This is a genomic window from Microcoleus sp. AT8-A3 (genome assembly GCF_036705675.1).
Lineage (GTDB): Bacteria > Cyanobacteriota > Cyanobacteriia > Cyanobacteriales > Microcoleaceae > Microcoleus.
In genome coordinates, this window is the sequence record NZ_JAUBVD010000029.1 from 35,877 (window position 1) to 60,494 (window position 24,618).

The window sequence follows — 24,618 nt, forward strand, 5'->3', positions numbered from 1 at the left end:
TTCATAAAAGGCTAATTGAGAAGGGTGCAATATCTCAATACTAACAAAGCTCAAGCCTTTACTGCCAACTTAATTAATCAATCTTTCTTGACTTATCCCCAAAGCCTTCTACTTTTCCTTTATTTAGGAACTCCCGCCGTCAAGACTTCATGACTTTCCAATGTCACCAAAACATCATCTTCAATTCTCACGCCAATACCGCGCCATTTTTCAGGAACCTCCGGCTGTCCTTCAACCGGTTTAATATAAGGAGAAATATAAATCCCCGGTTCCACCGTCAGCACTTGTCCTGCCTGCAAAACTTGCGGATTTTCGCCGTACTGATAAACGCCGACATCATGTACATCCAATCCCAGCCAATGACCAGTGCGGTGCATATAAAATGGCTTGTATTTCTCTTCTTTAATTATCTCTTCAATGTCCCCCACCAAAAGTTTTAAATCCATTAAACCTTCCACCAAAACGCGCACCGCTGTTTCATGAATTTTGCTGTAAGGATTTCCGGGATATACTTGACTAATTGCCTGCAATTGTGATTGCAAAACTAAGTCATAAATTATCTGTTGTTCAGTTGTAAATTTGCCACTAACAGGAAAGGTACGAGTAATATCAGCGTTGTAGTAGTCGCAAGCACAACCGGCATCTATTAGCAACAAATCGTTTTCCTGCATTTGGCGGTTGTTTTCGATGTAGTGGAGGACGCAGGAATTGTAGCCGGATGCAACAATTGAAGGGTAAGCGGGAGTGCAGCCATTTAAGCCGAAAGTATGTTCTATTTCAGCTTGAATTTCATATTCGTATCTGCCCGGTTTAGCGAATTCTTGGGCGCGGTTGTGCGCTGCAACTGAGATATTAGCGGCTTTTCGCATTAATGCTAATTCAGTTTCGCTTTTCACCAGCCGCATTGGGTGTAAAATGATGTTGGAATCTTCGATTGCTGTCGGGCCTGTGCCACGTTTGGGATAGGTTGCCATCAAGCGCTGCCAGTGATTGAGGACTGTTTGGTCGAAACTACGATCGCGCCCGAAGTGATAATATATGCGATCGGCTTTTTCTAAATATTTCGGCAATTTTTCCGCAAGTTCGGCGATGGGGAAAGCTTCATCCGCGCCGTACAATTCCTTAGCGCCTTCTACTCCGGCGCGATAACCGTGCCAAGTTTCTTTTTCCAAGTCTTTTGGCTGCACAAACAAGACAAATTTGTGTTCTTCGTGGTGCGGCGCGAGCACCGCTACCGCCGCAGCTTCGTTGAAACCGGTTAAATAGAAAAAATCGCTATCTTGTCGGTAGGCATATTCTACATCGTTGTGCATGACGGCAGCGGGGGCGCTGCGAAATATCGCCGTCCCGCTGCCAATTTTGGCCATTAATTGTTCGCGTCTTTGCCGATATTCGGTGGGGTTTGTCATCCGATTTTAGATTTTAGATTTTAGATTTTAGATTTTAGCCTAAGTCGCGATCGACATTTTAAGTTATTCGATTGGGGATTTTGGATTGCAGCCTAAGTCTCGATCGGCATTTTATGCTTATTCGATCGCCAATTTACAAGTATAGTCAACCAGCCGAGACAAAGATGAGTGGCCATCGACTAAAGTCCATTTCGGAGAGAAATTCGACCAATTTTCGCCATCTTGGCTAACTCTGACAGTTCTCAACTGTCGTTGCTGGCAGTCAACTTCCATTTGCGCCAACAATTTATCGTTACTAAACTCTTGAGTTACTAAAATAGTTCTGACTGGATAAGAGGGAGCACCGGGAATATCGGATTTGCTTAATTCAACGCTGCTGGAGTCGATGCAAATATCTACAAAACATCTTGATTTTTCGGCGCGGACGCTCAAAGTATTGACACCAACACAAATAAAAGCTGCTATAAAAAAAAATGACAAATTCTTAGTATGTAGGGCCAATGTAGTATTCATCTGCGTTAATTGGCGTTTAGGGGCGGTTTAATATTATTGACAGTTTAATAAAAAAGTAGGGACGTGGCAATAGTCTTGCGTCCCTACTTTTTAAAGACACGGCAATGCCGTGTCCCTAATGTTCAAACAAGTATTAAAGCTGAGGAACGTATTGTTCTTTTTCAGGAACAAAAGTGTATTCAGAGACGATTAGGCGCAACTCTTCGCCGTCGATGGTTTCTTTTTCGATCAACAAATCGACTAAGCGATCGATCACGGTGCGATTTTCGCGAATAATTCGGCGGGCGTCGTCGTAGCAGTGATCGACAATTGCTCGAACTTGTCCGTCAATCCGAGAGGCTATTTCTTCGGAATATTCCGATCGCGCTGTGTAGTCGCGGCCGAGGAAAATTTCGCTTTGCTGGGCTTCCAGGGCGATCGGGCCCAAGGTAGACATCCCGTAGCGAGTTACCATTTGGCGCGCCATACCGCTGACTTGCTGCAAGTCGTTGCCGGCACCGGTGGTTACTTCGGCATCGCCGAAAACTACTTCTTCGGCTGCGCGGCCACCTAAAGCACCGCTAATCCGGGCTAAAATTTGCGATCTTGAAATCAAACCTTGGTCTTCGCTGGGCATGAACCAAGTCAAGCCCCGGGCCTGTCCGCGAGGAACTAAGGTAACTTTTTGAACGGGATCGTGGGCTTGAATGATTGTACCGACGATCGCGTGGCCGATTTCGTGGTATGCAATCAAGCGCTTGCTCTTGCTGTCCACCAAAGGAGTGCCTTCCATACCTGCTACCACGCGATCGACTGCATCGTCAATTTCGAGCATCGTAATCGCTTCTTTGCGGCGGCGTGCGGTTAAAATCGCAGCTTCGTTGAGCAAGTTAGCCAAATCAGCGCCGGTAAAACCCGGAGTGCGGCGGGCGATGGCGTCCAGAGAAATCTCTGGAGACAGCTTCTTGTTGCGCGCGTGAACTTCCAAAATTTCCAAGCGGCCTTTGATATCCGGCGTATCTACGGTAACTTGGCGGTCAAAACGTCCCGGACGCAGCAGCGCTGAGTCGAGCACGTCGGGGCGGTTCGTAGCAGCAATGATGATAATGCCAGTATTGCCCTCAAAACCGTCCATTTCGGTCAGCAACTGGTTCAGGGTTTGTTCCCGTTCGTCGTTACCGCCACCGATACCGGCGCCGCGCTGGCGGCCGACTGCATCGATTTCATCGATAAATATGATGCAAGGAGCATTTTCTTTAGCTTTCTTGAACAAGTCCCGAACGCGGGAAGCGCCGACACCGACGAACATTTCGACAAATTCTGAACCGGAGATGCTGAAGAAAGGCACGCCGGCTTCGCCTGCGATCGCTTTTGCCAAGAGGGTTTTACCGGTTCCGGGAGGGCCCACTAGCAGCACGCCTTTGGGAATCTTCGCCCCGACTGCGGTGAAGCGTTCGGGTTTTTTGAGGAATGTCACTACTTCTTGTAGTTCTTCTTTGGCTTCCTCAACGCCTGCTACGTCGTCGAACAGTACGCCTGTTTTAGCTTCCATTTGAAAGCGAGCTTTGGACTTGCCAAAGTTCATGGCTTGGCCAGGGCCCCCTGGCACGTTGCCACCGCGGCGGAAGAGGAAAAACAGCCCTCCTACTAACAAGAGGGGAAATACTAGATTGCCTAAAAGTCCCCAGACAGCGCCGTCGTTGCGTAGTGGGTGAGTGTCGAAGCTGATTTTGGAGTCTCTGAGCCTAGAAACCAGTTCCGGGGCATTTGATGGCAAGTCTACCCGCCACCGCTGCTCGTGATTGTCCAGTTCGGGATCGACTGCTAGGACAATAGCCGTCCGACCTCCGTCGTAAAGGTCAACGCTGGTCACTCGACCGGCGTTTAAGTAATCTAAGAATCGACCGTAGCTCAGGCGGGTGCTGGCGGTGTTCTTGCTCATTTCTGCCGGGGATGGCGCAAAGGCCCCCTGCCACAAGAAAAAGCCGATGACTAAGGCGGGTAAAGTCCAAAGTAGTATAGTTCGCCAAGAAATTTTCATAAACGCGGATGCCTTGAATTGGGGACAGATCGGGTAAGATCGCGGTGTGGGAGAAGTGCGACAAAAGTTTACACTCAGAATCTTAACTAAATTTAACTTAACAATGCACTCTCAGGCAACAGGCCGTATTGCCGCGATCGATCGAGAATACTCCTCGACCGAAACCATCCAGGGTACAAGCCCCCGGACCGCGGCCCCTGTTGTCGCCTCTAAAATCTAAAATCTAAAATCTAAAATCTAAAATCTATTAAGGGCGATCGTCCCGAATATAATGTTTGGTGCTGATTTCGATACCGATCTAGGTAGAGTTAGAAGAATCGCCGCAAAACCCACTGTCTTTAAGCGTGGCAGTGTCAAGGGATAAGGCATGATAATGGTGAGGCTCAGTGAGGTAACACATTTCAATGACAACTAGACAGCTTGTTCCTAATTCGGCTATGCTGACCCAGCAGACTAAAGTCGCTTCTAACAAATCGATTATTAGTGCTGATTTGGGTCGGACGGCAACTAAAGCTTGCGTGAGTCGCAACCCGAGTAGCGTTGTTTTCATCCCTGCCAACGTGGCTACTATGCCCGTAGAAAAGGTGCGGGGCGGCAGCTTTGAGTCCAAAGCAACAGACCCTCTGTTGGATATGTGGCTGGAGTACCAGGGCAAGGGCTACGCGATCGGTCAATTGGCAGCAGATTTTGGCGCTAATCTCGGTGGCGCTGACCAATCGAAAGTAGTAGATGCTTTGGTTAAGGTCTTTTCCTGTGCTGGATATTTCCAGATGAAAGGCGAAATAGCAGTTGTGCTGGGTTTGCCGTTTTATTCGCAGGATCAGTTTGAGAAGGAAAAGGAAGAGATTATCAGCCAACTGCGCTCTCCCCACGTTGTGGTGTACCGGGGCGAGCGGGTGGATATTAACATCAGTCACGTTTGGGTGATGCCGGAAGGGTTCGGCAGCCTGATTTGGTGCGAGGCTCAAGATAACAAGGAGTTTACGCCGGAGTTGCCGGAACTGTCGGTGGCTGTGGTTGATATCGGACACCAAACTACCGATTTGTTAATGGTCGATCGTTTCCGTTTCGCCCGGGCGGCTTCAAAGAGCGATTCCTTCGCAATGAACAAGTTCTACGAACAAGTTGCCTCAAAGATTCCGGGGGCAGACCCTCAATCTCTGTCTTTACTGGAAGCGGTGAATAAACCCGAAGGCCAGCGTTTCTACCGTCCCAGAGGAGCGACTAAGCCGACTAATTTAGATCCGATTATTAAGGACTTGCGGGAGGCTTTCGCTAACGAACTGTCCGAACGTTTGGTGCAGTGGCTGCCGGAACGTGTGACGGATGTGGTTCTGACTGGCGGTGGCGGCGAGTTTTTCTGGGAGGTTTTGCAACCTTTGCTTAAAGACGCCAATCTTAAGGCTCACTTGGCTCAGCCTTCCCGGAAAGCTAATGCTTTGGGACAGTTTATTTATGCTGAGGCTCAGCTAGCCACGATAAAGTAACGCATTAAGGCTTGAACCCTATGGCACTGTGGGCAAAAAATAAGGCGAATTTCTCGGTGGCGTTTACGGAAGATGCTGCGGATCAAACTTTGCTGGCCGCTATTGAAAAAGAGTTGGCTTTCACGAAGTATCAGACTTTCAGCAATCTCTGCAAGCAAGCTTTGTGGCAGTTTTTGTCTGTATCTGAGTCTGCTAGCTCTACACAGAACTTTCAGCGGTTGGAACAGCGTATTGCTGAACTTGTGGTGAAATTTGCTGAGTTTGAGCACAATGTTTCGGCAGAGGAATTAAGCCGTTTGGAGGGACTGGAACATCAACTGAGTCAACTCAGCGCGCAGTTGGATCAGTTGCAGGGGAGTGTTAACAGTAAGTTTGCTCAAGTTTCTTTTGCCCCAGTTTCAAAAGTAGTAGAGCCTGGCCCGATTGAGTCTGACTCTGTGGCGGATGATAATGTAGTGCCTGATGCTGAAGTTGCTCCTCCTCGGAATTCCGATCCTTTGTTGGAGCGTTTAAGTTCTTTGTTACCCCAAGATTTCTAAAATGAGGTAGACCCAGGCTAAAAAGCCTTGAGATGTAATGTTAGTGGCCCGCTGTTAGCAGCCGGTACTGAATACAGAAACAAAGCGATCGCTCTTTTGAAAAAAAAGGGCGATCGTTTTGTTATTGCCGATTTTAGATTTTAGATTTTAGATTTACTCATTTTTGTCTATACCATTCCCATTATTCGATTAATCCTAATTTTTGTAAGCGCGAACGAATGGCACTAGGCTGTCGCTGAAATCTCTGAGCTAATTCGTCAATTTGTTGACCGCTAGCATATTCTTTCTTCAAATTTTCGTCTTCATCCTGACTCCACTTGACATAAGCTCTGGGATATTTCTGGCGAATTTTCTCATTCTGGGTTTTAGGTCGATAACCATTCTTTTGCTCGCCATTCAAACCAGAACCCAACTGTGGGTTAATTTCCCCACCGCGATGGGCTAGCGCCTCTTGCACGCGGTTGGGAATCACAGCAATTTCTTCTGAGAGTTCCGCTAAAGCATTGTCTACTTTTTGCTGAAGTTCTGTTAGCTGCCGCTGCTGCAAATTGCCCCACTGTGGCAGTTCGTTGATAAACTGCTGCAAGTCCAGAATTATTGTGGTCAAAGTTTCGACTTGTTGCAATTCCGGTCGCTGTTTGAATTGGCGGCTGGTGAGTTCGATCTCGCTTTGAATCATTTTAATAGTTTTTTCTAAAATTATTAGTCGCTGGCGCAGGTTCTCAATTGCTGAAATTAGAGAGTGTACGTTTTCTCCAGGCCCAACATTGAGATTTTCGCGAGATGTTTGAGAAAGAGCTTCGTCTAAAGCATTTACAGCAAGTTGCAATTGCTCGATCGCGCGATCGGTAGTAGCTGCTTGTTGATTTACGCGATCGAACGTGGCCGCCGTACTTGCTTTAACTTGCTTGTGCAGCTTCTGTCGGTTCACAAAATTCAACACCAACGCAATCACGATCGCGCCTTGAGCATAAACGCTCTGTTCCCAAACCAAACTAGCAGCCAATCCCACAGCAGAGGCAGCAATAAAAACCACTTCAGCAGTTTCTAACAAATTGCTGGACGTGGGATTTTGGATTTTCGTTGGTGAATTGGATGATGACATAGGCTAATACCATTTTAGATTTTAGATTTTAGATTGTAGATTTTAGATTGGGAATGACTGAGGAAGCTCGGAGTTTGGAGCACGGGCCTATAGTTGCATTCTTTTTTTCAACTGGTGCAAGTATGCGGATAAAAATAAAGTACGCGCGACGGCAGATATCCGGTATGTAATCGCACGTAAACCCCGAATTTAGCAGTGGTGAAAAACAGATTAAGTTTTTTATTCACAGCCATGTAATTAAATATATTAAAGCTGCAAAATTTGTCGAGCTAAAGTGAAATAAATCAAGACCCCGAGGACATCAACTGCGGTGGTAATAAAAGGAGCAGACATTAAAGCCGGGTCTAAACCCAAAGAACGAAATAGAAACGGCAGAGCTGAACCGGCAAGAGAAGCTAAAATTGCGATCGCAAACAAACTCACTCCCACCGCGAGTGCCACTGCTAAACTCCCTTGCAAAGTATAAGCCCAGCCCGTCGCTACAGTCCCCAATATAGCTCCTAGCAGCGCTCCCGCCATCCCCTCGCGAACAATTACTTGAAACGGCCCCATTGCTGTAATTTCATCAGTGTTCAAACCGCGAATTACAACTGTTGAGGACTGAGCTCCGACATTGCCTCCAGTGCCAGTCAGCAGGGGAATAAAAGCTGCTAAGGCGACTACTTGGTTCAAAATATCTTCTTGAGCTCTAATAATTGCGCCGGTGACAGTATTAGTTAAAAGCAGAACAAACAGCCACACGACCCTTTTCCGGGCAACAGTGATTAAATCGGTCTGAAAATAATTGTCGCCGCCGGACTGGACGCCGCCCAAGGTATAAATATCTTTGGCTGCTTCTTGTTCTAAAATGTCGATCGCATCGTCAACTGTAATGATGCCGACCAAACGCTGTTCGCGGTCTACAACGGGCACAGCTAAAAAATCGTAACGCTGGATCAGCCTAGCTACTTCTTCTTGATCCGTTCCTGTTTGAACAGAAACTACGTCGCGGGTCATAATTTCGCCGACGGTTTTGTCGAGGGGCGAAGTGACTAAATCCCGCAGGGATAAAATACCTGTCAAGCTGCGTCCGGCGTCAGTGACGTAAAGAGAATAAATTGTTTCGGTAGTTTTAGCCAAAGAGCGAATTCGGTCTAAAGCTTGGGCGACGGTAAAGCTTTCTTTGAGAGAAATGTATTCCGGGGTCATGATCCGACCGGCGGTACTGGCTTCGTAACCCAAAAGTTGAGCCGTAGCTTCCCGTTCCGTTGGGCTCAATTCACCCAACAGGCGACGGACTAATATTGCCGGCAGTTCGTCAAACAGTTTAGCTCGATCGTCCGGGGACATTTTGTCTACAATGTCAATGACTTCTTGGCGTTTGAATTTTTCGCAGAGGGACTGCTGAACGCTGGAGTCGAGATATTCGTAGACTGCGATTGCTTCGTCTTTGGAAAGCAAGCGGAAAGCTATTACTTGCATGGTTTCTGGCAGGCCTTCGATAGCTTCAGCTATGTCTGCTTCCTGCACCGGGTGCAAAATCGCTTTTGCTCCTTTAAAGTCTCCTTCTTCCAACAGGGCCCTTAACTGCGATCGAACTAATTCCCGCAGTTCTTTTCGCGCGTAGGTTGGTAGAGAAGACGATTGATAACTTTTTTCTGTCACTGATGACCCTCCTAAACCTGTGCTGCGCGCCTTCCTGAATCCAGTTTAGAGCCTATTGACGCCACTGGTTACAGCGATCGGACTTGCCCTGACAAGATCCGCACCTGACCACGAATTTCTTCATGTGGTACCCGCCACGTGATTTATCCGTGGAATCAATCCCAAATCGAAAATCGAAAATCACTTATTGCCCCCGCATTGATCCGTGGGGTCGCCTCTAAAATCTAAAATCTAAAATCTAAAATCTAAAATCGATTGACCCCTATTCTTCTGGTGCGCGCCCAGCATCTTGCCCGATTTGGGTTCCAATACATTTATCTTGAGCGGCAACACTCATCGGTAGGAAAGGAGAATTGCGCCCCAGCACTTTTTCCAACAGGTTTGTCGAACTTTGATTGCGAATATAATTATTGACTGTTTCTTGCCATTCAGTGTCACTTGCTGGCAATATCATGCCGTAAGAAATGCAGGTTAAAGGCTGCTCCGGTCTCACAGAATATTGGCTTGGAGTTAAACCCTGTCTCAGCGCTTCTCCTACTAACAGCATTCCGTCGCTAGCCAAGGCATCGATTGTTCCTGATACCGCATCTTTTACACCAGACTGTCGGCCCGCGATACCTTCATACAAAGGTGTAGGGCTAGGATTTAGACTCTCATATCAAATCAAGGAACAGGGAACAGGAAAATTCTTTGATGTAGGAATGAGTCTCAAAAGCTGCATCTGAATAGTATATAATTATCACACAACAGATGTGATATTACAAGGTGCGTATGGTGGGATAAAAATTCTCTGCGGTCTTAATTTTATTACGGAATGTTTAAACTTGTATCTTTTCCTTAACCCTTTTATATTCTTTACCAAATCTTTATTTTTTTTGTATAGGGTCTTGTTATCGTTGCTTCAAGCGAGCTTACAGCATTTTGCAACAACAGTGAAATAGCCTTTAGTTAAAAAAGAGGTCTTTATGACACAGTGCCCCTGCTGCTCGAATCAAATGCTCCGTCACGTTCGCCAGCATCAAATCTACTGGTTTTGTCGCCAATGTTGGCAAACAACACCTATTTACAATCTGAACAGATGTTGCTCATCGCCCTCTATAAATCTAGTTAAAGGGCTAGGGATTAAGGAACAACATTCTTTACCGGTGGAATCTAATAGCTCATTTGAGGGGGTATAAAGTTTAGATATTGCCTTATAACTAACGGGTTTTCCGGCTCAATACTTAGCTCTCTTGCCTCAGTAAATTACCCAATTATAGCCCAATCAATCGAAAACCGCTCTATTCATCTATCGCTTAATTTATGGTGATACATCGACGCAAAGTCATTATAAGTTTAGACCAAACACCAATTAAACGATTGCTACCTCTTTTGCTTGGTGTGGTGGCTTCTTTTGCTGTTTTATTTACGTGGCAACAGCTAACCATCAATGCACAAATTCACATTGAGCAGTTAATTCAGCAGGAAGCCAATGCGATTCAGTCACAACTAACCGAAGGATTATCCATTCGAGTGTTGACGCTTCGGCAAATGGCGAGTCGCTGGCAAGCCAATGGCGGTACACCAAAGGCTCTTTGGGAAGCCGATGCTGAGGCTTATGTAAAGGATTTTTACGGTTATCAGGCGATCGCATTAGTCGATCCATCATTTAAAGTGCGATGGGTTGCACCACTGGCAGGGAATGAGGCAGCGCAAAACCTAGATTTGAATGGGGAACTACGTCGGAAAATTACTTTGCAAGTAGCTCGTGATTTGCGTCAACCTATCTTAAGTGGCAATATTTCACTTGTTCAAGGGGGTAAAGGATTTTTAGCAAGTTTTCCTTTGTTTGTAGGTGAACGGTTTGATGGGTTTATTGTCGGAGTTTTTCAATTTAAAACTCTATTTGAGAGTATTTTAAAAGTGTCATCTGGGTACAATGTGGCTATATATGATGGCCCAAATTTGATCTACGGTCAAAAGTATTTGCCTCAAAAACCCGAGGATAAAACAGTTGTAGTGAAAGCCTATGGTGTAGACTGGAGGATAGAGGTTTTTCCAACTTCATATCTACTAAATAATGTCAAATTTTATTGGCCAAGAGTTGTATTAATTGGTGGTTTAGTTTTAGTTTTGATCCTGATGTGGGTCGTGTATCTCGCACAAATTAGTTATGGCAAAGTCGATAAATTCAAAAAAGCTAATCGCCAGTTGCAATGGGAAATTCACCAGCGAGAACAGGCAGAAATTGCGATCGCCCGACTAGCTGCGATCGTTGAATCTTCGGAAGATGCCATTCTTAGTAAAGATTTAGAGGGTGTAGTTACAAGTTGGAATGTAGGAGCCGAAACAATTTTTGGTTATACAGCGGCCGAAATAGTAGGGCAATCAGGGAGAAAGCTGATTCCCGAAGAATATCGAGAGGAGGAAAACGAAATTCTCGCCAAAATCCAGCGAGGAGAACGCATCAAACACTACGATACCAAGAGGCGGAGGAAAGATGGAACATTAATCGATGTCTCGATGAGTGTCTCCCCCATTAAAGACCAAGCAGGGAATATAATTGGAGCCTCAAAGATTGGCAGGAATATTGCCGATCGCAAACAAGCAGAAGCAGCACTACGTGAAAGTGAAGAACGCTGGGAACTTTCTGTACGCGGGAATAATGACGGCATTTGGGATTGGAATGTTCAAACCAACGAGGTCTTCTTTTCTAGTCGTTGGAAGGAAATGCTGGGCTATGAAGACCATGAAATCCAAAACATTCTAGACGAATGGGCTAATCTGGTACATCCCGATGATTTGGGATGGGTGATGCAAGCCGTTCAAGATCATTTTGCCAAGAAAACTCCTTTCTATATCACAGAACATCGCATTCGCTGCAAAGATGGTTCCTACAAATGGATTTTGGATCGTGGTCAAGCACTTTGGGATGATGCAGGTAACGTAATTCGGATGGCTGGCTCTCACACCGACATTACGGAGCGCAAGCAAGCTGAAGTTGCTTTACAGGTAAGCGAAGCCAGATATCGGCAATTGATCGATAACTTAAATGCGGGTTTTGTGATTCATGGGACAGATACCTGCCTCCAATTATGTAATGAAACAGCCGCTGAATTACTAGGGTTTTCAATTGACCAAATGCTGGGAAAAACAGTGAGCGAGTCGGCATTGCAGTTGGTGCGGGAAGATGGCAGCGTTATCCCCCTAGAACAATATCCCGTGAATCAGGTTTTATCCACTGGAAATTCCATCAAAAATTATGTTTTAGGAATTAAAAAAAGAAGTGATTGTTGTATTTGGGTATTAGTTAATGCCTACCCTGAGTTAAATCAAACTGGTCAAATCCAACGAGTTGTAGTTACGTTTATTGATATTAGCCAGCGCAAAAAAGTAGAACTGGAAATCCAAAAAACGCGCAATTTCTTACAAGCACTGCTGGATAATTTACCGATCGCAATTTTTGTTAAGGACGCACAGCCTAAACGATTTGGGGTATTTCAGTTTTGGAATAAAACCAGCGAACGGTTATTTGGCATTTCAGCGGAACAAGCGATCGGCAAAAGTGGCTATGATTTTTTCCCAACAGAACAGGCTATCTTTTTTGACCAGAAGGATAGAGAAGCCTTTGAGAAAGGTAAGAGTGAGGATATTGCTGAAGAAATCATTGACAGTCATAGTCTCGGAAAACGTTGGCTGCATACGGTGAAGATTCCCATTTACGACGAGCAGCATCAGCCCCAGTACCTACTTTGTTTTTCAGAAGATATCACCGATCGCAAACACGCAGAAGCAGAGCTTAGAGAACTGAGTGAGGTGATGAAAAATGCGCTGTCCGGCATTTCCAAACTGGATGTACAAGGGCGTTACATCTATGTCAATAAAGCATATTCTGACGTGACAGGCTATCAGCCAGAAGAAATGATCGGGATGTCCTGGGAAAAAACCGTAGATCCCGATGAGTTGAAAAAACTCGTTGCAGCCTATGAGCTGATGGTGCAAGAGGGCAGAGTTGAAGTAGAAACCAGAGGGGTTCGTAAAGACGGTTCGGTTTTTTATAAGCAATTGGTGATGATTTCAACTTACGACGAACAGCATCAATTTTTGGGGCATTACTGCTTCATGAAAGATATTAGCGATCGCAAAAAAGCCGAACTTGCACTAGAACAGGAACTCCTGCGGAGTAAAGCCTTCTTCAACACTTCAATGGACGGTGTTGTTGTCATGGATTGGGTCGGAAAAGTTGTCGAAGCTAGTCCCAGTTTTGCTCAAATGCTGGGCTACACCCTAGAAGAAACCCTGAATCTGAGTGTGTTTGATTGGGATGCTGAATGGACGAAGGAAGAACTACAACTTATGCTCCAGAGAGAGGAGGTTATTCCGCTGTTTGAAACGCGACATCGCCGCCCGGATGGTTCTGTATATGACGTGGAAATTAGCTGGAACCGGGTGGAATTACAAGATGAGATGATGAACTTCTGTATCTGCCGGGATATTAGCGATCGCAAACGCAACGAAGCGGAACGCCAACAAGCAGAACAGGCACTCCGAGAGAGTGAAACTCGCTTCCAAGCCTTCATGAATCACAGCCCTGCCCTTGCCTGGATTACCGATGAAAATGGTGTAATGCTCTATGCCAGCCAGACTTATCTCAATACCTTGGAGTTACCCAGTGAGGATGTGATTGGAAAATCCATTTTTGAACTTTACCCTGCCGCCTTCGCCCAACAATATCTAGACAATATCCAAACGGTTGTTGAAACCAACGAGCTAATTGAAACGATTGAGATGGCGTCCCGTCGAGATGGGACTCTGGGTGAGTTTTTGGTTTACAAATTTCTCATCCCCGACTTACCTGGGCAAATGCTAGTAGGTGGTGTGGCGATCGATGTGACACGACAACATCAAGCGGAAACCGCTTTACAACTGAGTGAAGAACGCTTAATGCTGGCACTAGAAGCTTCGGGAGATGGATTATGGGATTGGAAAATTGCAACTGGAGAAGTTTACATTAATTCCTACTACCAGGAGATGCTGGGCTACAAGCCCGGTGAGTTGGTGATGGATGTGAAAGTCTGGGAACAGATGATTCACCCTGATGATAAATGCTGGGTTTTTGAGACTCTCAATAGTAACTTGCAAGATAGCTCTCTCAAATATGCCTTTGACTATCGTGTGCGTTGCAAGTCAGGTGAGTGGAAGTGGATCGCTAACTACGGGAAAATCGTTGCCTACGATGAAGAGGGTAAGCCTTTACGGATGATTGGAACGCATAAAGATATCAGCGATCGCAAACAAAAAGAACTGGCACTGCTGCACGCCATGGAAGCAGCAGAAGCAGCGAATTTGGCAAAAAGTACCTTCCTAGCCAATATGAGCCACGAATTACGCACTCCTCTCAACGTAATTCTAGGATTTGCTCAGGTAATGACCCATGACATCTCTTTAACTCCCAACCAAAAACAAGACCTGCAAACAATTCGACGGAGTGGGGATCACCTCTTGAGTTTGATTAACGATGTGCTGGATCTCTCGAAAATTGAATCGGGACACTGCACAGTTGAACAAAGCGGATTGGACTTAATTGCGCTGCTGCATTCCCTCCGAAATATGTTGGCGGAACGAGCAAGTTCTAAAGGACTTGACTTTTGTTTCGAGATTGCGCCAGAAGTTCCCCAATTTATGATTGTCGATGCTCAAAAACTGCGCCAGGTTTTGCTCAATTTGCTGAGTAATGCCATCAAATTTACCGAGAGGGGAAGCATTACTTTGCAAGTCAGCATTGAGGCGGACGGTACAGGGGCATTAACCACAACTCGGCAGATTCTCCAGTGTGTAGTCGCTGACACAGGTGTAGGGATTGCATCGGTCGAACTCGATACTATCTTCGATGCGTTTGTGCAAGCCCAAGCTGGGAAGCGATCGATCGCCGGTACTGGTCTAGGTCTCACCATTAGCCGCAAATTGTTGGAACTCATGGGCGGAAAAATTTCTGTCAGCAGCACTCTGGGAGAGGGGAGTACCTTCACCTTTACCCTTCCCGTCAGCCCCATCAGTGGAGTTAATGTTACACCGGAAGAGAATAATCGCCTCGTGATTGGGCTGGCTCCCAGTGAACGGGATCGTCGCATTTTGGTGGTTGACGATCAAGCAGAAAATCGCTTGCTAATGGTCAGATTACTGACACAATTAGGATTAGAGGTAAAAGAAGCTACCAACGGACAGCAAGCTGTGCAGATTTGGCAACAATGGCAACCCGACCTAACCTGGATGGACATTCGGATGCCCGTGTTAGATGGATACGAGGCTACGAAGCAAATTCGGGCAATGGAAGACGGACAGAACAGTATCATTATTGCACTTACGGCCCAAGCTTCCCAGAGCGATCGCGCCCTAGCCTTGGCTGCTGGCTGCAACGACTACATCAGCAAGCCCTTCCGGGAACAGACCCTATTTCTCAAGATGGCCGAATACCTGGGGTTAGAGTATGTATATGAGGAAGAGGAAACAGAAAAGGGGGAACGGGGAACAGATTGTTTTCCTTCTAACCTCTGTTCTGTTGCCTCTTCCGTTTCAGATTCCTTCGATCCAATGCTTCTGGCGACATTACCAAAAGAATGGGTGGTTGAGCTGGAAGATGCTGCTTTATGTGGGGATGATTTTGCGATCGTTGAACTGGTAGCTGAACTTTCATCAGACCTGGCTCAATTCGGTACTCATCTGACGGAACTCGCCCACCAGTATCAATTTGAGAAAATCCTTAATCTAATTCAAGGTAATTTCCCAAGTGGAATTCCTCCATTGGATTTATAAGCTGTTGTGCAGTTAAACGTTTGATTAGGACTAAGCTGTGGAGCATTTAACCAGTAACGAGGCTAGTAGGGTGCGTCATTCGCGAACCCTTACGCTGAAACGGAAAACCTTAGATGCTGACGCACCTTACGCAAGTCCTTTAAATGCCGAACAGCTTAGGAAATTAGGCACAGCCAACAATAATTCAATTTGATTGTTGGTAAAGTTTTCCAAAAAACATCCTTGATTTTTATTGATAACTACTGCTCTAAAATGCCTCATAAAGTACCAAAGATTTCGGAAATTACTCCTTTAGATTTAACAAATTTAGAGGACTGCAGTGAAGAATCAGTATATGCTCCCGGTCATATTCAGCCCCACGGAATACTTTTATTGTTGCAAGAAAAAACGCTCAATATTTTACAAGTAAGTGACAATGTAGAAGTGTTTTTTGGCATTGCTGTCGCAGAATTGCTAGGTCAGCCATTGCCATGGCTATTTGGTCACGAGCAAGTACAAGAAATGGTCAGGTATCTCAATCAAGAAAAGCTCAAGATTCATAATAGTTTTAATCTGAAAATACCTCTAAAAGACGGAAAAATTCAAAGTTTTAGAAGCACAGTGCATCAGCGACCCGATGAGTTGATTCTGGAACTAGAGCCCCAATTGACTATTGAAAATAATCATGCAATGGATTTTTATCAGCGTCTGCAAACAGTTATCCTCAACTTTCGCACTGCGCTCGGTCTTTCTGATTTAGCTCAAACCATTGCTAGAGAAGTAAAAGCCATGACAGGGTTCGATCGCGTTATGATTTATCGGTTTGAAGCCGATGAGCATGGGGTGGTGATTGCTGAAGAGAAAGAAAGCTATCTAGAAAGCTACTTGGGATTGCATTACCCGGCGATCGATATTCCCGTACCCGCCCGCAAATTGTTTTACAGCAATTGGGTGCGCCAAATTCCCAATATCAATTACACCCCGGCCCACCTAATTCCCACCAACCATCCCCTAACCAATACACCCCAGGATCTAAGTGCTTGTGTGTTAAGGGGAGTATCTCCCTACCACATTGAATATTTGCAGAATATGGGAGTGGCTGGGACACTGACGATTTCGTTAATTGACGATCGGCGTCTCTGGGGATTAATTGCCTGTCACCATTACAGCCCGCGATTGGTAGATTACGAAACTCGCAAAAGCTGTGAATTTTTAGGACAATTTGCCTCGATCGAACTGGTGCATCAGCAAGAGCGAGAATTGAACGTTTACCGATCGCAGGCGAAAACTATTCAGGATAAACTTCAGCAGGCATTCCGGCGGGATTCTAATTTTATCGAACAGGTATTGACCGAAAATGCTTCTCAATTGCTAGATTTAGTTCATGCTCAGGGAGCTGCAATTCTGCTCGATGGTCGTCTGACATTGGTGGGTGAAACACCATCGGAAGCTGAGGTAGACGAACTCGTGCAGTGGTTGCTGCAACAGAACAAAGAACGAGTGTTTGCAACAGCTTCTTTGTCTCAGTTGTATCCCCAAGCCAAGCAATTCAAAGAGCGAGCTAGCGGTGTTTTAGCAATCTCAATCTTCCTATGCTATGCCAAACAAAAGTCATATCATATCCTTTGGTTCCGACCCGAACAAATTCAAACCATAAACTGGGCAGGTAATCCACAGGATGCTGTGTCGATCGACGAAATTGGAAAAATGCACCTGTGTCCCCGCAGATCCTTTGAACGGTGGCAAGAGACAGTGCGCCAGATGTCTTATCCGTGGCAGATTGCAGAGTTAGAAGCTGCTGCCGAAATGAGACATATCCTCATGCTGGCGGTGTTAGAATTTTCGCAAGCAGCCCTAGAACACGCTGCTGAAAGGGCCGCTATAGCCAACCGTGCCAAAAGCCAGTTCCTTGCCAACATGAGCCACGAGCTCAGAACGCCACTCAACGCGATTCTGGGATTTACCCAGCTTATGAACCGCAGCCCCTATATCCCAGAAGAATTTCAAGAGCATTTAGGGATCATTACCCGTAGTGGAGAACACTTGCTGACATTGATCGACGATGTTTTGCAAATGTCTAGGATTGAAGCAGGGCAATTGGTACTGAGTAAAAGCTGTTTTAATCTGCATCGACTGCTAGGTTCTATTAACGAGATGTTTACCATCAAAGCGCCTGAGAAAGGGTTACATCTGAGCAGCGAGTGGGATGCTACTGTCCCCCGTTATGTGTGTGGCGATCAAGCAAAACTTCGCCAAATCTTGATTAATCTGCTGGGGAACGCGCTCAAATTTACAACAACAGGAAGCATAGCCCTACGTGGACGAGCTTTTTCATTAGATGATATGCCATCCGGTACAAATTGCGATCGCGCCACTAATCCACCCGATATTAAACCAACTATTACCTTGTGTCTCGAAGTTGAGGATACCGGGCCTGGCATTTCTCCCTCAGATTTAGAATCAATTTTTGAGGCTTTCATGCAAACCAATCGCGGTTGCCACGATCGAGGAACAGGTTTAGGACTGTCTATCAGTCGTGAGTTTGCGCGTCTGATGGGAGGGGATATCACCGTGCGAAGCACCCTGAATCGAGGCTCGACTTTTACCTGCCAAGTCGTTTTGGAACTACCAGAGTCGGTTGATTTAGATGAACCTGAAATTAGCGATCGGATTATCGGGATCGAACCTGGGCAACCTATCTACCGAATTCTAGTAGTAGAAGATGTTCTAGAAAATCGGCAACTGCTGGTGACGCTGCTGGAGTCAGTTGGGTTTGATGTGTGTGCGGTGGAAAATGGGGTAGAGGCGATCGATCGTTGGCAAACATGGCACCCTGACTTGATTTTGATGGACATTCAAATGCCTGTCATGGATGGTTATGAAGCGACGAGACAGATTCGAGCACAACAGTCATTAGTCATGAGTCATGAGTCATCAGCAGATAACTCAGGGCAAATGTCACAGGACAGAAGACAAATTACACGCATAATTGCCCTCACTGCCTATGCTTTTGAGGATGATCGCACCGCCAGCCTGGAAGTCGGTTGCGATGACTACATTGCCAAGCCGTTTACTGAAGACACACTTTTCGACAAGATAGCTCATCACTTGGGCGTCCGCTACTGCTACGCCGAAAAAGTTCAGTCAGACTCATCAGCTTCGCCACCAAAGATATTGACTCCAGACTTGAAAACCATGCCCCCCAAGTGGATTGCAGAAGTTCATGAAGCAGCACTCGATCTTAGTGATAATAAGCTTTATGAACTTATCGCTCAAATTCCCAAGGAGAAACAAGATTTCATCGCGGCGATGACATCTCTGGTAGATAACTTTCAGCTTGAAGCGATCGCAACTCTCACCCAGATTTAGGAAGAAGAACATGACAGCTTTATTCAAACTTGTAGCCCAAATGAATATTCTCATCGTGGATGATACCCCAGACAATCTACGCTTGTTAGCCAAAATTCTAGAGTCACAGGGCTATATTGTCCGTAAAGCCCTCAACGGCAGAATGGCACTCCAAGGTGTTCATCGCGACCCACCGAGTCTAATTTTACTTGACATCAATATGCCGGAGATGAATGGGTACGAAGTCTGCCAAAAGTTAAAAGCATCGGAAGCGAGTGCTCAGATACCGGTTATTTTTATCAGTGCCCTCGAACGACTAGAAAACAAGGTACGAGCCTTTGAACTCGGTGGCGTAGACTATATTACCAAACCCTTTCAAGAACAGGAAGTGCTGATGCGAGTAAAAAATCAATTACTCATCCAACAGCAACGCCAACAACTGCTAGAACAAAATCAACGTTTAGAACATGAAATCCAAGAACGTCTGAGGGCAGAAGCAGAAGTAAGACAGCTATCCGTGACCGATGAATTAACGGGATTATATAACCGACGGGGCTTTTTTTTACTAGCAGAGCAACAACTAAAAATTGCGAGGCGCACGCAAACATCTTATTTTATTTTGTTCGCTGACTTAGATGGTTTGAAAAAAATTAACGACACTTTAGGACACGAAATGGGAGACCGAGTAATCGTGGACGCAGCTCAAATATTGAAACAAACCTTTCGTGAGGCGGATATTGTTGCTCGACTGGGAGGAGATGAATTTGCTTTATTTATTCCTAACTTTTCTGGTGATTCATCTACTAATTTTCATGCTCGGCTGCAAGACAATATAGATCGCTTTAATCAACAGTCAGAGCGAGCTTATATATCAATAAGTCTTGGTGTGCAGTTTGGGGATTTAAATAATGAAGTTTTATTAGAACAATTGCTGGCAAAGGCTGATAAACTGATGTACGAGCATAAACGCACCAAACGCTGTTTCAATCCTCAACCTTTCTTTTGAGAACACCGATATCGGAGCGTCATAAGCAGTATTTATTAAACGTGAGTTCAACCGAGAAAGAGTAAACTGAAAACAAGATCGGGAAACAGCTTGCAGACTTTAGCCCCTGGGCCAGAAAACACGATGCAGTACAGCTCATCACACCTAAAACTGAGAGGGTGACAACCGCGTTAAAAGCTCTCTCTGTATTAGGTTAAGGGTGTGTGCGAGCAAAAAATTTCGTAGCTATTGAACATTTGCTAGTTGAAATTGAGATGAATTTTAGATTCAGCGGACTTATGTAAAGTATTGTAGGATTAAATTGGCGATCGTTCTGGCTGTTCGCCATTAAAATTAAGAGAGAGTATTTATGCAAATTGTGCTGGCTGCCTTAGACGATAGTTTAGTTAGAGCCTGGGAAAGCACTTGCGGCAGTATGGAAAATGTAAAGATACATCACGGTTCAATATTTGATGTGAAATGCGATGCTATTGTTAGTCCGGGGAATAGTTTTGGTTTCATGGACGACGGCTTAGAGTTAGAAATTTCGGAATATTTTGGAGGGCAGGTTCTTGAACGCTTGCAAAAAATAATTCAATCTCGACATCACGGCGAACTCTTAGTAGGCATGGCAGAAATTGTAGACACGGATCATGCAGAAATTCCCTATTTAATAGCTGCCCCAATTATGCGCGTTCCCACAGTTTTAAGAGAAACAGTAAATGTTTATCTAGCAACCCGCGCTATTTTGACTCTCGTAAAATTTGGCTCAGTCGCAGATGGAACTCCTGTCAAACATATAATTGAAACTATCGCTATTCCCGGCATGGGTACGGGAATGGGCAAAATGCCACCACATATCTGTGCCAATCAAATGAAAGTTGCGCTGGAAGATATCCTCTTATCTCAGTACGAATTTCCTCAATCTTTACTGCACGCTCAAAGATGTCACCATTTGTTATATACCGACGATCGCGAAGATTTGCAGTTGGCAAATTGAAATTATAAAATTTGCCCGTTTTATTGGGTTGAGAAACCAAGTTGATTGGTGTGTGTTGTTTTAGGTAGAGAGACTTATCATAAATTTAAGGAATGAGAATTAAATAACTTCCACTCTTGAAAGTGGGATGGGCTCTTATAGCCCGTCATGAGTGGACGGGCTATAAGAGGCCATCCCACAATAACAATTAAAATTGTAAGTTATTTAATTCGCGATCCTAAGTGCGCTAAACCGTACCTGCAAGTTGGCGGTATCCTACAGACAAGAGAAACTTTGGTAGATATAATGTAATAGAACTGAGGTCATTCCAACTAGGTAAGCGCGGATACAAAAGTTGAGCGAGCTGGAACAAGAATTGCCTAGTTCTTATTAAATGCCAGAATTACTTCTGGCGCTAAACGTACAAAGTCTGTATAAAAAACCACAATTCAATCGGGCGCTACACATACAAAGTCTGCGTCCGGGGACTGTTAGTTTTGTGCAAAATGTTTGCTACCAAAGGAGAAGATTGATATGACAGATCCAAAAGTAACTGAGGAACCAGTTTTAGAGGCAACTCTCGAAACGACGGAGCTCGTCAAAAAAGAGATGCCCGACGCGACTGATGAGGCGATCGCAGAAACTGCGGCGCTGTTTGAAGCAATTAAAAAACGCGCCACCGCCGAAGTGCAAGCAGCGGGCGAACTCACCCGCGAAGCTTATTTAAAAGCTGTGAATAAGGCCTCCGGGGCGATCGAAGAAAATAAGGATCTCGCCCACGAGAGATTCACAGAAGCAGTCAAGCTGATTAAACAAGAAACTGAGAAAAATTGGCTGGTGGTAGATGCGATTAAAACGCGGGCGCAAGCGCAGGTGCAAGATGCAGGTGTTGTCAGTCGCGAAGCTTATTTGAAAGCAGTGCGACAAGCGCGAGAAGCGGTGGAACAAAATAAATTGATCGAACGCGATCGCATCGAACAAGCTGTTGACCACATTCACACGGAAGCTGAAAAGAATTGGCACCTTATTGTGAAGCAAATTGAGTCGATCGGCACTCGCTTGACGGATGCGGCTAAGTCTGCATGGAACTCGCTGACGGTGTTTTTTGACAAGAAGGATTAAACTCAGATATGAGACCATTTTAAAGAACAGGCAAGATGCCTGTTCCACAAAGATTGAATTTTCTTGTGGAACAGGCATCTTGGCTGTTCATAAAAGGTTTTGACACTAAGCGCTATAATCAAAAAGCATTATTTTTAGTCCATAACCCCCAACCATGAGAAGTTACTACTGCGGCGAACTGCGAAGCGAACACATCGGAGAGACTGTCACCCTTTACGGCTGGGTGGATCGCCGCCGCGATCATGGCGGGGTGATTTTTCTGGATGTGCGCGATCGATCGGGTATTGTGCAAATTGTTAGCGATCCTGAACGCACCCCCGATTCCTATCACGGGGCTGAGGCTTTACGCAGCGAATACGTGCTTAAAATTACGGGTAGAGTCAGCAGCCGCCCCGAAGATTCCCTCAACCCGAAATTGCCTACGGGTGAGGTGGAAATTTATGCTGACGAAATTGAGTTGTTGAATGCGGTTCGCAAACAGTTACCCTTTCAGGTGGCGACGGCGGATACCGAAAGCGTGCGGGAAGATTTGCGTCTGAAATATCGCTATTTGGACTTGCGGCGCGCTCGCATGAGTAGCAATTTGCAGCTTCGCCACCAAGTAGTCAAAGCGATGCGCCGCCACCTGGAAGATGTGGGAGGTTTTATTGAAGTTGAAACACCAATTTTAACGCGATCGACTCCTGAAGGTGCGAGAGATTATTTAGTGCCCAGCCGCGTCAATTTGGGCGAATGGTACGCTTTGCCGCAGTCGCCGCAGTTGTTCAAACAATTGTTAATGGTTTCGGGTTTGGACAGATATTATCAAATTGCCCGCTGTTTCCGCGATGAAGATTTGCGCGCCGACAGACAGCCGGAATTCACACAATTAGACATGGAAATGAGTTTCATGTCTTTAGAAGAAGTTATCGAATTAAACGAAGGTTTAGTCTGCCATATTTTCCAAAGTGTCAAAGGGGTAGAATTGCCTCGTCCTTTCCCGCGCTTGACTTACGCTGAAGCAATGGATCGCTACGGTAGCGATAAACCGGATACTCGCTTCGGTATGGAATTAGTCGATGTTTCCGATTTGATGAAAGATTCGGGATTTAAGGTATTTTCCGGGGCGGTTGCTGCGGGCGGAATTGTGAAAGTTTTGCCGATTCCGGGCGGGAATGATGCGATTTCTAACGTGCGGATTAAACCGGGCCCGAAAGGCGATTTGTTTAAGGAAGCCAGCGAAGCGGGTGCGAAGGGATTGGCTTACATCCGGGTGCGGGATAATGGCGAAATTGATACGATCGGCGCAATTAAGGATAATTTGACGGAAGCACAAAAACAGCAATTGCTCGATCGCACGGGCGCGCAACCAGGTCATTTGTTGTTATTTGCTGCGGCTGATGTGACAACTGTCAATAAGACTTTGGATAGATTGCGTTTGTTCGTGGGTAACGAATTGGGATTGATTGACAAAGATAAGATGAATCTGCTGTGGGTGACAGATTTCCCGATGTTTGAATGGAACGCTGATGAGAAGCGTTTGGAAGCATTGCATCACCCGTTTACTGCGCCGCATCCTGACGATATTAATGATTTGAAAACTGCGAGAGCTCAAGCTTACGATTTGGTGTTAAACGGTACAGAAATCGGCGGCGGTTCCCTGCGGATTTATCAGCGGGAAGTTCAGGAAAAGGTGTTTGAGGCGATCGGCTTATCGACTGAGGAAGCTTACAATAAGTTTGGCTTTTTGTTGGATGCGTTTGAGTATGGAACTCCGCCCCACGGAGGCATTGCTTACGGTTTGGATCGGTTGGTGATGCTGTTGGCTGGTGAGGAATCGATTCGGGATGTGATTGCGTTTCCGAAGACGCAGCAGGCGGGTTGTTTGCTGACGAATGCGCCGGCTGGGGTTGATGAGAAGCAGTTGAAGGAGTTGCAAGTGCGATCGACTTATACGCCGAAGTCATAAGGGCGATCGGGACTTAGGCAAAGCCGATGTGTCATGCTGAGAGAAGCGAAGCTTCACTAGACTGCGTTTTGTTCAGCATGACAGACACGATTCTGCGTCCAGGACTGTCATTGAGTCAAAACTTTGGCTGATACTGTATGCTAGAGTTACATTCCAGGTCTTTAGACTAAAAACGCTATAATTAGCATAATCGAAAATAGGTAAAAACGATGTCAACAGTTTATCGTTTAAAAGCCAGCGAAATCAATCATCATTTTTTAGAACAAATCAAGGCGACTTTTGGAGATAAAGAGATTGAAATAATTGTTTCTGAGTGTGATGAAACAGAATATCTTTTGAAATCCGAAGTCAACAAAAATAGACTTTTAAAAGCTATTGAAAATGTTAACGAGCGGCAAAATTTAGTTGAAGTTAACTTACAGAATTTGCAATGAGCAGAAGAATTGTTTTTGAATCTTCTGCTTTTGCAGATTTTAATGAATGGGCAAAATTAGACAAAAAGATTTATCGCAAAATTGTAGAATTGATTAAAGATATAGACCGCTCACCGTTTGAAGGATTGGGAAAACCTGAACCTCTGAAATACGAGTTAAGTGGTTTTTGGTCTAGGCGCATTGATAACGAACATCGTTTAGTTTACCAAGTTACAGATCAAGAAATTGCGATCGCGGCTTGTAAGTATCATTACACTGAATAGATGTGATTGCGTTTCCGAAGAGGCAGCAGGCGGGTTGTTTGCTGACAAATG

At 45.4% G+C, this 24,618-nt stretch carries 16 protein-coding genes; 10 read left to right on the top strand and 6 right to left on the bottom strand.

The genetic code is table 11. The features are described from left to right. Positions 1 to 119: 119 nt before the first annotated feature. The 3 genes from QUB51_RS17680 to ftsH2 form a co-directional block, all read right to left on the bottom strand. Positions 120 to 1,409 (bottom strand): aminopeptidase P N-terminal domain-containing protein, encoded by a 1,290-nt coding sequence (locus QUB51_RS17680; protein WP_333211529.1) that lies wholly within the window; start codon positions 1,407 to 1,409, stop codon positions 120 to 122. Positions 1,410 to 1,526: 117 nt separating this feature from the next. Then, positions 1,527 to 1,922, bottom strand: coding sequence for a hypothetical protein (locus QUB51_RS17685; protein WP_333211531.1), 396 nt, complete (start codon positions 1,920 to 1,922; stop codon positions 1,527 to 1,529). Positions 1,923 to 2,055: 133 nt separating this feature from the next. Beyond that, positions 2,056 to 3,942 carry an ATP-dependent zinc metalloprotease FtsH2 gene (ftsH2, locus tag QUB51_RS17690; RefSeq protein ID WP_333056949.1) on the bottom strand — a complete coding sequence of 629 codons (1,887 nt, stop codon included), beginning with the start codon at positions 3,940 to 3,942 and terminating at the stop codon, positions 2,056 to 2,058. Positions 3,943 to 4,346: 404 nt separating this feature from the next. On the opposite strand from ftsH2, the gene QUB51_RS17695 reads away from it, so the two are divergent. Further along, on the top strand, positions 4,347 to 5,429 hold the full coding sequence (locus QUB51_RS17695; RefSeq protein ID WP_333041971.1) for a ParM/StbA family protein: 1,083 nt from the start codon (positions 4,347 to 4,349) through the stop codon (positions 5,427 to 5,429). A gap of 20 nt (positions 5,430 to 5,449) precedes the next feature. Next, the gene (locus tag QUB51_RS17700; RefSeq protein WP_333056950.1) at positions 5,450 to 5,968 is read left to right on the top strand and encodes a hypothetical protein; all 519 of its coding nucleotides are present in this window, start codon (positions 5,450 to 5,452) and stop codon (positions 5,966 to 5,968) included. 181 nt (positions 5,969 to 6,149) lie between these two features. Here QUB51_RS17700 and QUB51_RS17705 read toward each other — a convergent pair whose 3' ends face one another. The 3 genes from QUB51_RS17705 to QUB51_RS17715 form a co-directional block, all read right to left on the bottom strand. Then, positions 6,150 to 7,073: a hypothetical protein gene (locus QUB51_RS17705; protein ID WP_333262532.1), complete on the bottom strand. Its 924-nt coding sequence runs from the start codon at positions 7,071 to 7,073 to the stop codon at positions 6,150 to 6,152. Positions 7,074 to 7,319: 246 nt separating this feature from the next. Further along, entirely contained in the window at positions 7,320 to 8,717 is a 1,398-nt protein-coding gene (gene mgtE, locus QUB51_RS17710; RefSeq protein WP_333211535.1) for a magnesium transporter, read from the bottom strand. Between the two features lie 262 nt (positions 8,718 to 8,979). Continuing rightward, positions 8,980 to 9,345, bottom strand: coding sequence for a hypothetical protein (locus QUB51_RS17715; protein ID WP_333262529.1), 366 nt, complete (start codon positions 9,343 to 9,345; stop codon positions 8,980 to 8,982). A gap of 674 nt (positions 9,346 to 10,019) precedes the next feature. Between QUB51_RS17715 and QUB51_RS17720 the strand changes: the two genes are divergently transcribed. From QUB51_RS17720 to QUB51_RS17755, 8 genes are all read left to right on the top strand, one after another. Beyond that, positions 10,020 to 15,509 carry a PAS domain S-box protein gene (locus QUB51_RS17720; protein ID WP_333211539.1) on the top strand — a complete coding sequence of 1,830 codons (5,490 nt, stop codon included), beginning with the start codon at positions 10,020 to 10,022 and terminating at the stop codon, positions 15,507 to 15,509. Between the two features lie 252 nt (positions 15,510 to 15,761). Then, positions 15,762 to 18,857 (top strand): response regulator, encoded by a 3,096-nt coding sequence (locus QUB51_RS17725; protein WP_333262525.1) that lies wholly within the window; start codon positions 15,762 to 15,764, stop codon positions 18,855 to 18,857. 10 nt (positions 18,858 to 18,867) lie between these two features. After that, positions 18,868 to 19,842, top strand: coding sequence for a diguanylate cyclase (locus QUB51_RS17730; protein ID WP_333262522.1), 975 nt, complete (start codon positions 18,868 to 18,870; stop codon positions 19,840 to 19,842). Between the two features lie 349 nt (positions 19,843 to 20,191). Beyond that, positions 20,192 to 20,821, top strand: coding sequence for a macro domain-containing protein (locus QUB51_RS17735; RefSeq protein ID WP_333056959.1), 630 nt, complete (start codon positions 20,192 to 20,194; stop codon positions 20,819 to 20,821). A gap of 513 nt (positions 20,822 to 21,334) precedes the next feature. After that, on the top strand, positions 21,335 to 21,922 hold the full coding sequence (locus QUB51_RS17740) for a hypothetical protein (protein WP_333056960.1): 588 nt from the start codon (positions 21,335 to 21,337) through the stop codon (positions 21,920 to 21,922). Between the two features lie 154 nt (positions 21,923 to 22,076). Further along, complete coding sequence (aspS, locus tag QUB51_RS17745) at positions 22,077 to 23,870, top strand: aspartate--tRNA ligase (protein WP_333212608.1); 1,794 nt, start codon at positions 22,077 to 22,079, stop codon at positions 23,868 to 23,870. A 209-nt stretch (positions 23,871 to 24,079) separates the two neighbouring features. Beyond that, a complete protein-coding gene (locus QUB51_RS17750) occupies positions 24,080 to 24,304 on the top strand; it encodes a hypothetical protein (RefSeq protein ID WP_333056962.1) in 225 nt (74 codons plus the stop codon). Further along, positions 24,301 to 24,567 (top strand): Txe/YoeB family addiction module toxin, encoded by a 267-nt coding sequence (locus QUB51_RS17755; RefSeq protein WP_333233383.1) that lies wholly within the window; start codon positions 24,301 to 24,303, stop codon positions 24,565 to 24,567. The genes QUB51_RS17750 and QUB51_RS17755 overlap by 4 nt, the downstream gene beginning before the upstream one ends. The last annotated feature ends 51 nt before the right edge of the window (positions 24,568 to 24,618 follow it).

What these genes read in the sequence shown, in the direction of transcription:
- aspS (WP_333212608.1), top strand. Translation starts at nt 22,077, where the DNA reads ATGAGAAGTTACTACTGCGGCGAACTGCGAAGCGAACACATCGGAGAG.
- QUB51_RS17750 (WP_333056962.1), top strand. Translation starts at nt 24,080, where the DNA reads ATGTCAACAGTTTATCGTTTAAAAGCCAGCGAAATCAATCATCATTTT.
- QUB51_RS17730 (WP_333262522.1), top strand. Translation starts at nt 18,868, where the DNA reads ATGACAGCTTTATTCAAACTTGTAGCCCAAATGAATATTCTCATCGTG.
- QUB51_RS17735 (WP_333056959.1), top strand. Translation starts at nt 20,192, where the DNA reads ATGCAAATTGTGCTGGCTGCCTTAGACGATAGTTTAGTTAGAGCCTGG.
- QUB51_RS17725 (WP_333262525.1), top strand. Translation starts at nt 15,762, where the DNA reads ATGCCTCATAAAGTACCAAAGATTTCGGAAATTACTCCTTTAGATTTA.
- QUB51_RS17705 (WP_333262532.1), bottom strand. Translation starts at nt 7,073, where the DNA reads ATGTCATCATCCAATTCACCAACGAAAATCCAAAATCCCACGTCCAGC.
- QUB51_RS17755 (WP_333233383.1), top strand. Translation starts at nt 24,301, where the DNA reads ATGAGCAGAAGAATTGTTTTTGAATCTTCTGCTTTTGCAGATTTTAAT.
- QUB51_RS17685 (WP_333211531.1), bottom strand. Translation starts at nt 1,922, where the DNA reads ATGAATACTACATTGGCCCTACATACTAAGAATTTGTCATTTTTTTTT.
- QUB51_RS17680 (WP_333211529.1), bottom strand. Translation starts at nt 1,409, where the DNA reads ATGACAAACCCCACCGAATATCGGCAAAGACGCGAACAATTAATGGCC.
- ftsH2 (WP_333056949.1), bottom strand. Translation starts at nt 3,942, where the DNA reads ATGAAAATTTCTTGGCGAACTATACTACTTTGGACTTTACCCGCCTTA.
- QUB51_RS17720 (WP_333211539.1), top strand. Translation starts at nt 10,020, where the DNA reads ATGGTGATACATCGACGCAAAGTCATTATAAGTTTAGACCAAACACCA.
- QUB51_RS17695 (WP_333041971.1), top strand. Translation starts at nt 4,347, where the DNA reads ATGACAACTAGACAGCTTGTTCCTAATTCGGCTATGCTGACCCAGCAG.
- QUB51_RS17700 (WP_333056950.1), top strand. Translation starts at nt 5,450, where the DNA reads ATGGCACTGTGGGCAAAAAATAAGGCGAATTTCTCGGTGGCGTTTACG.
- QUB51_RS17740 (WP_333056960.1), top strand. Translation starts at nt 21,335, where the DNA reads ATGACAGATCCAAAAGTAACTGAGGAACCAGTTTTAGAGGCAACTCTC.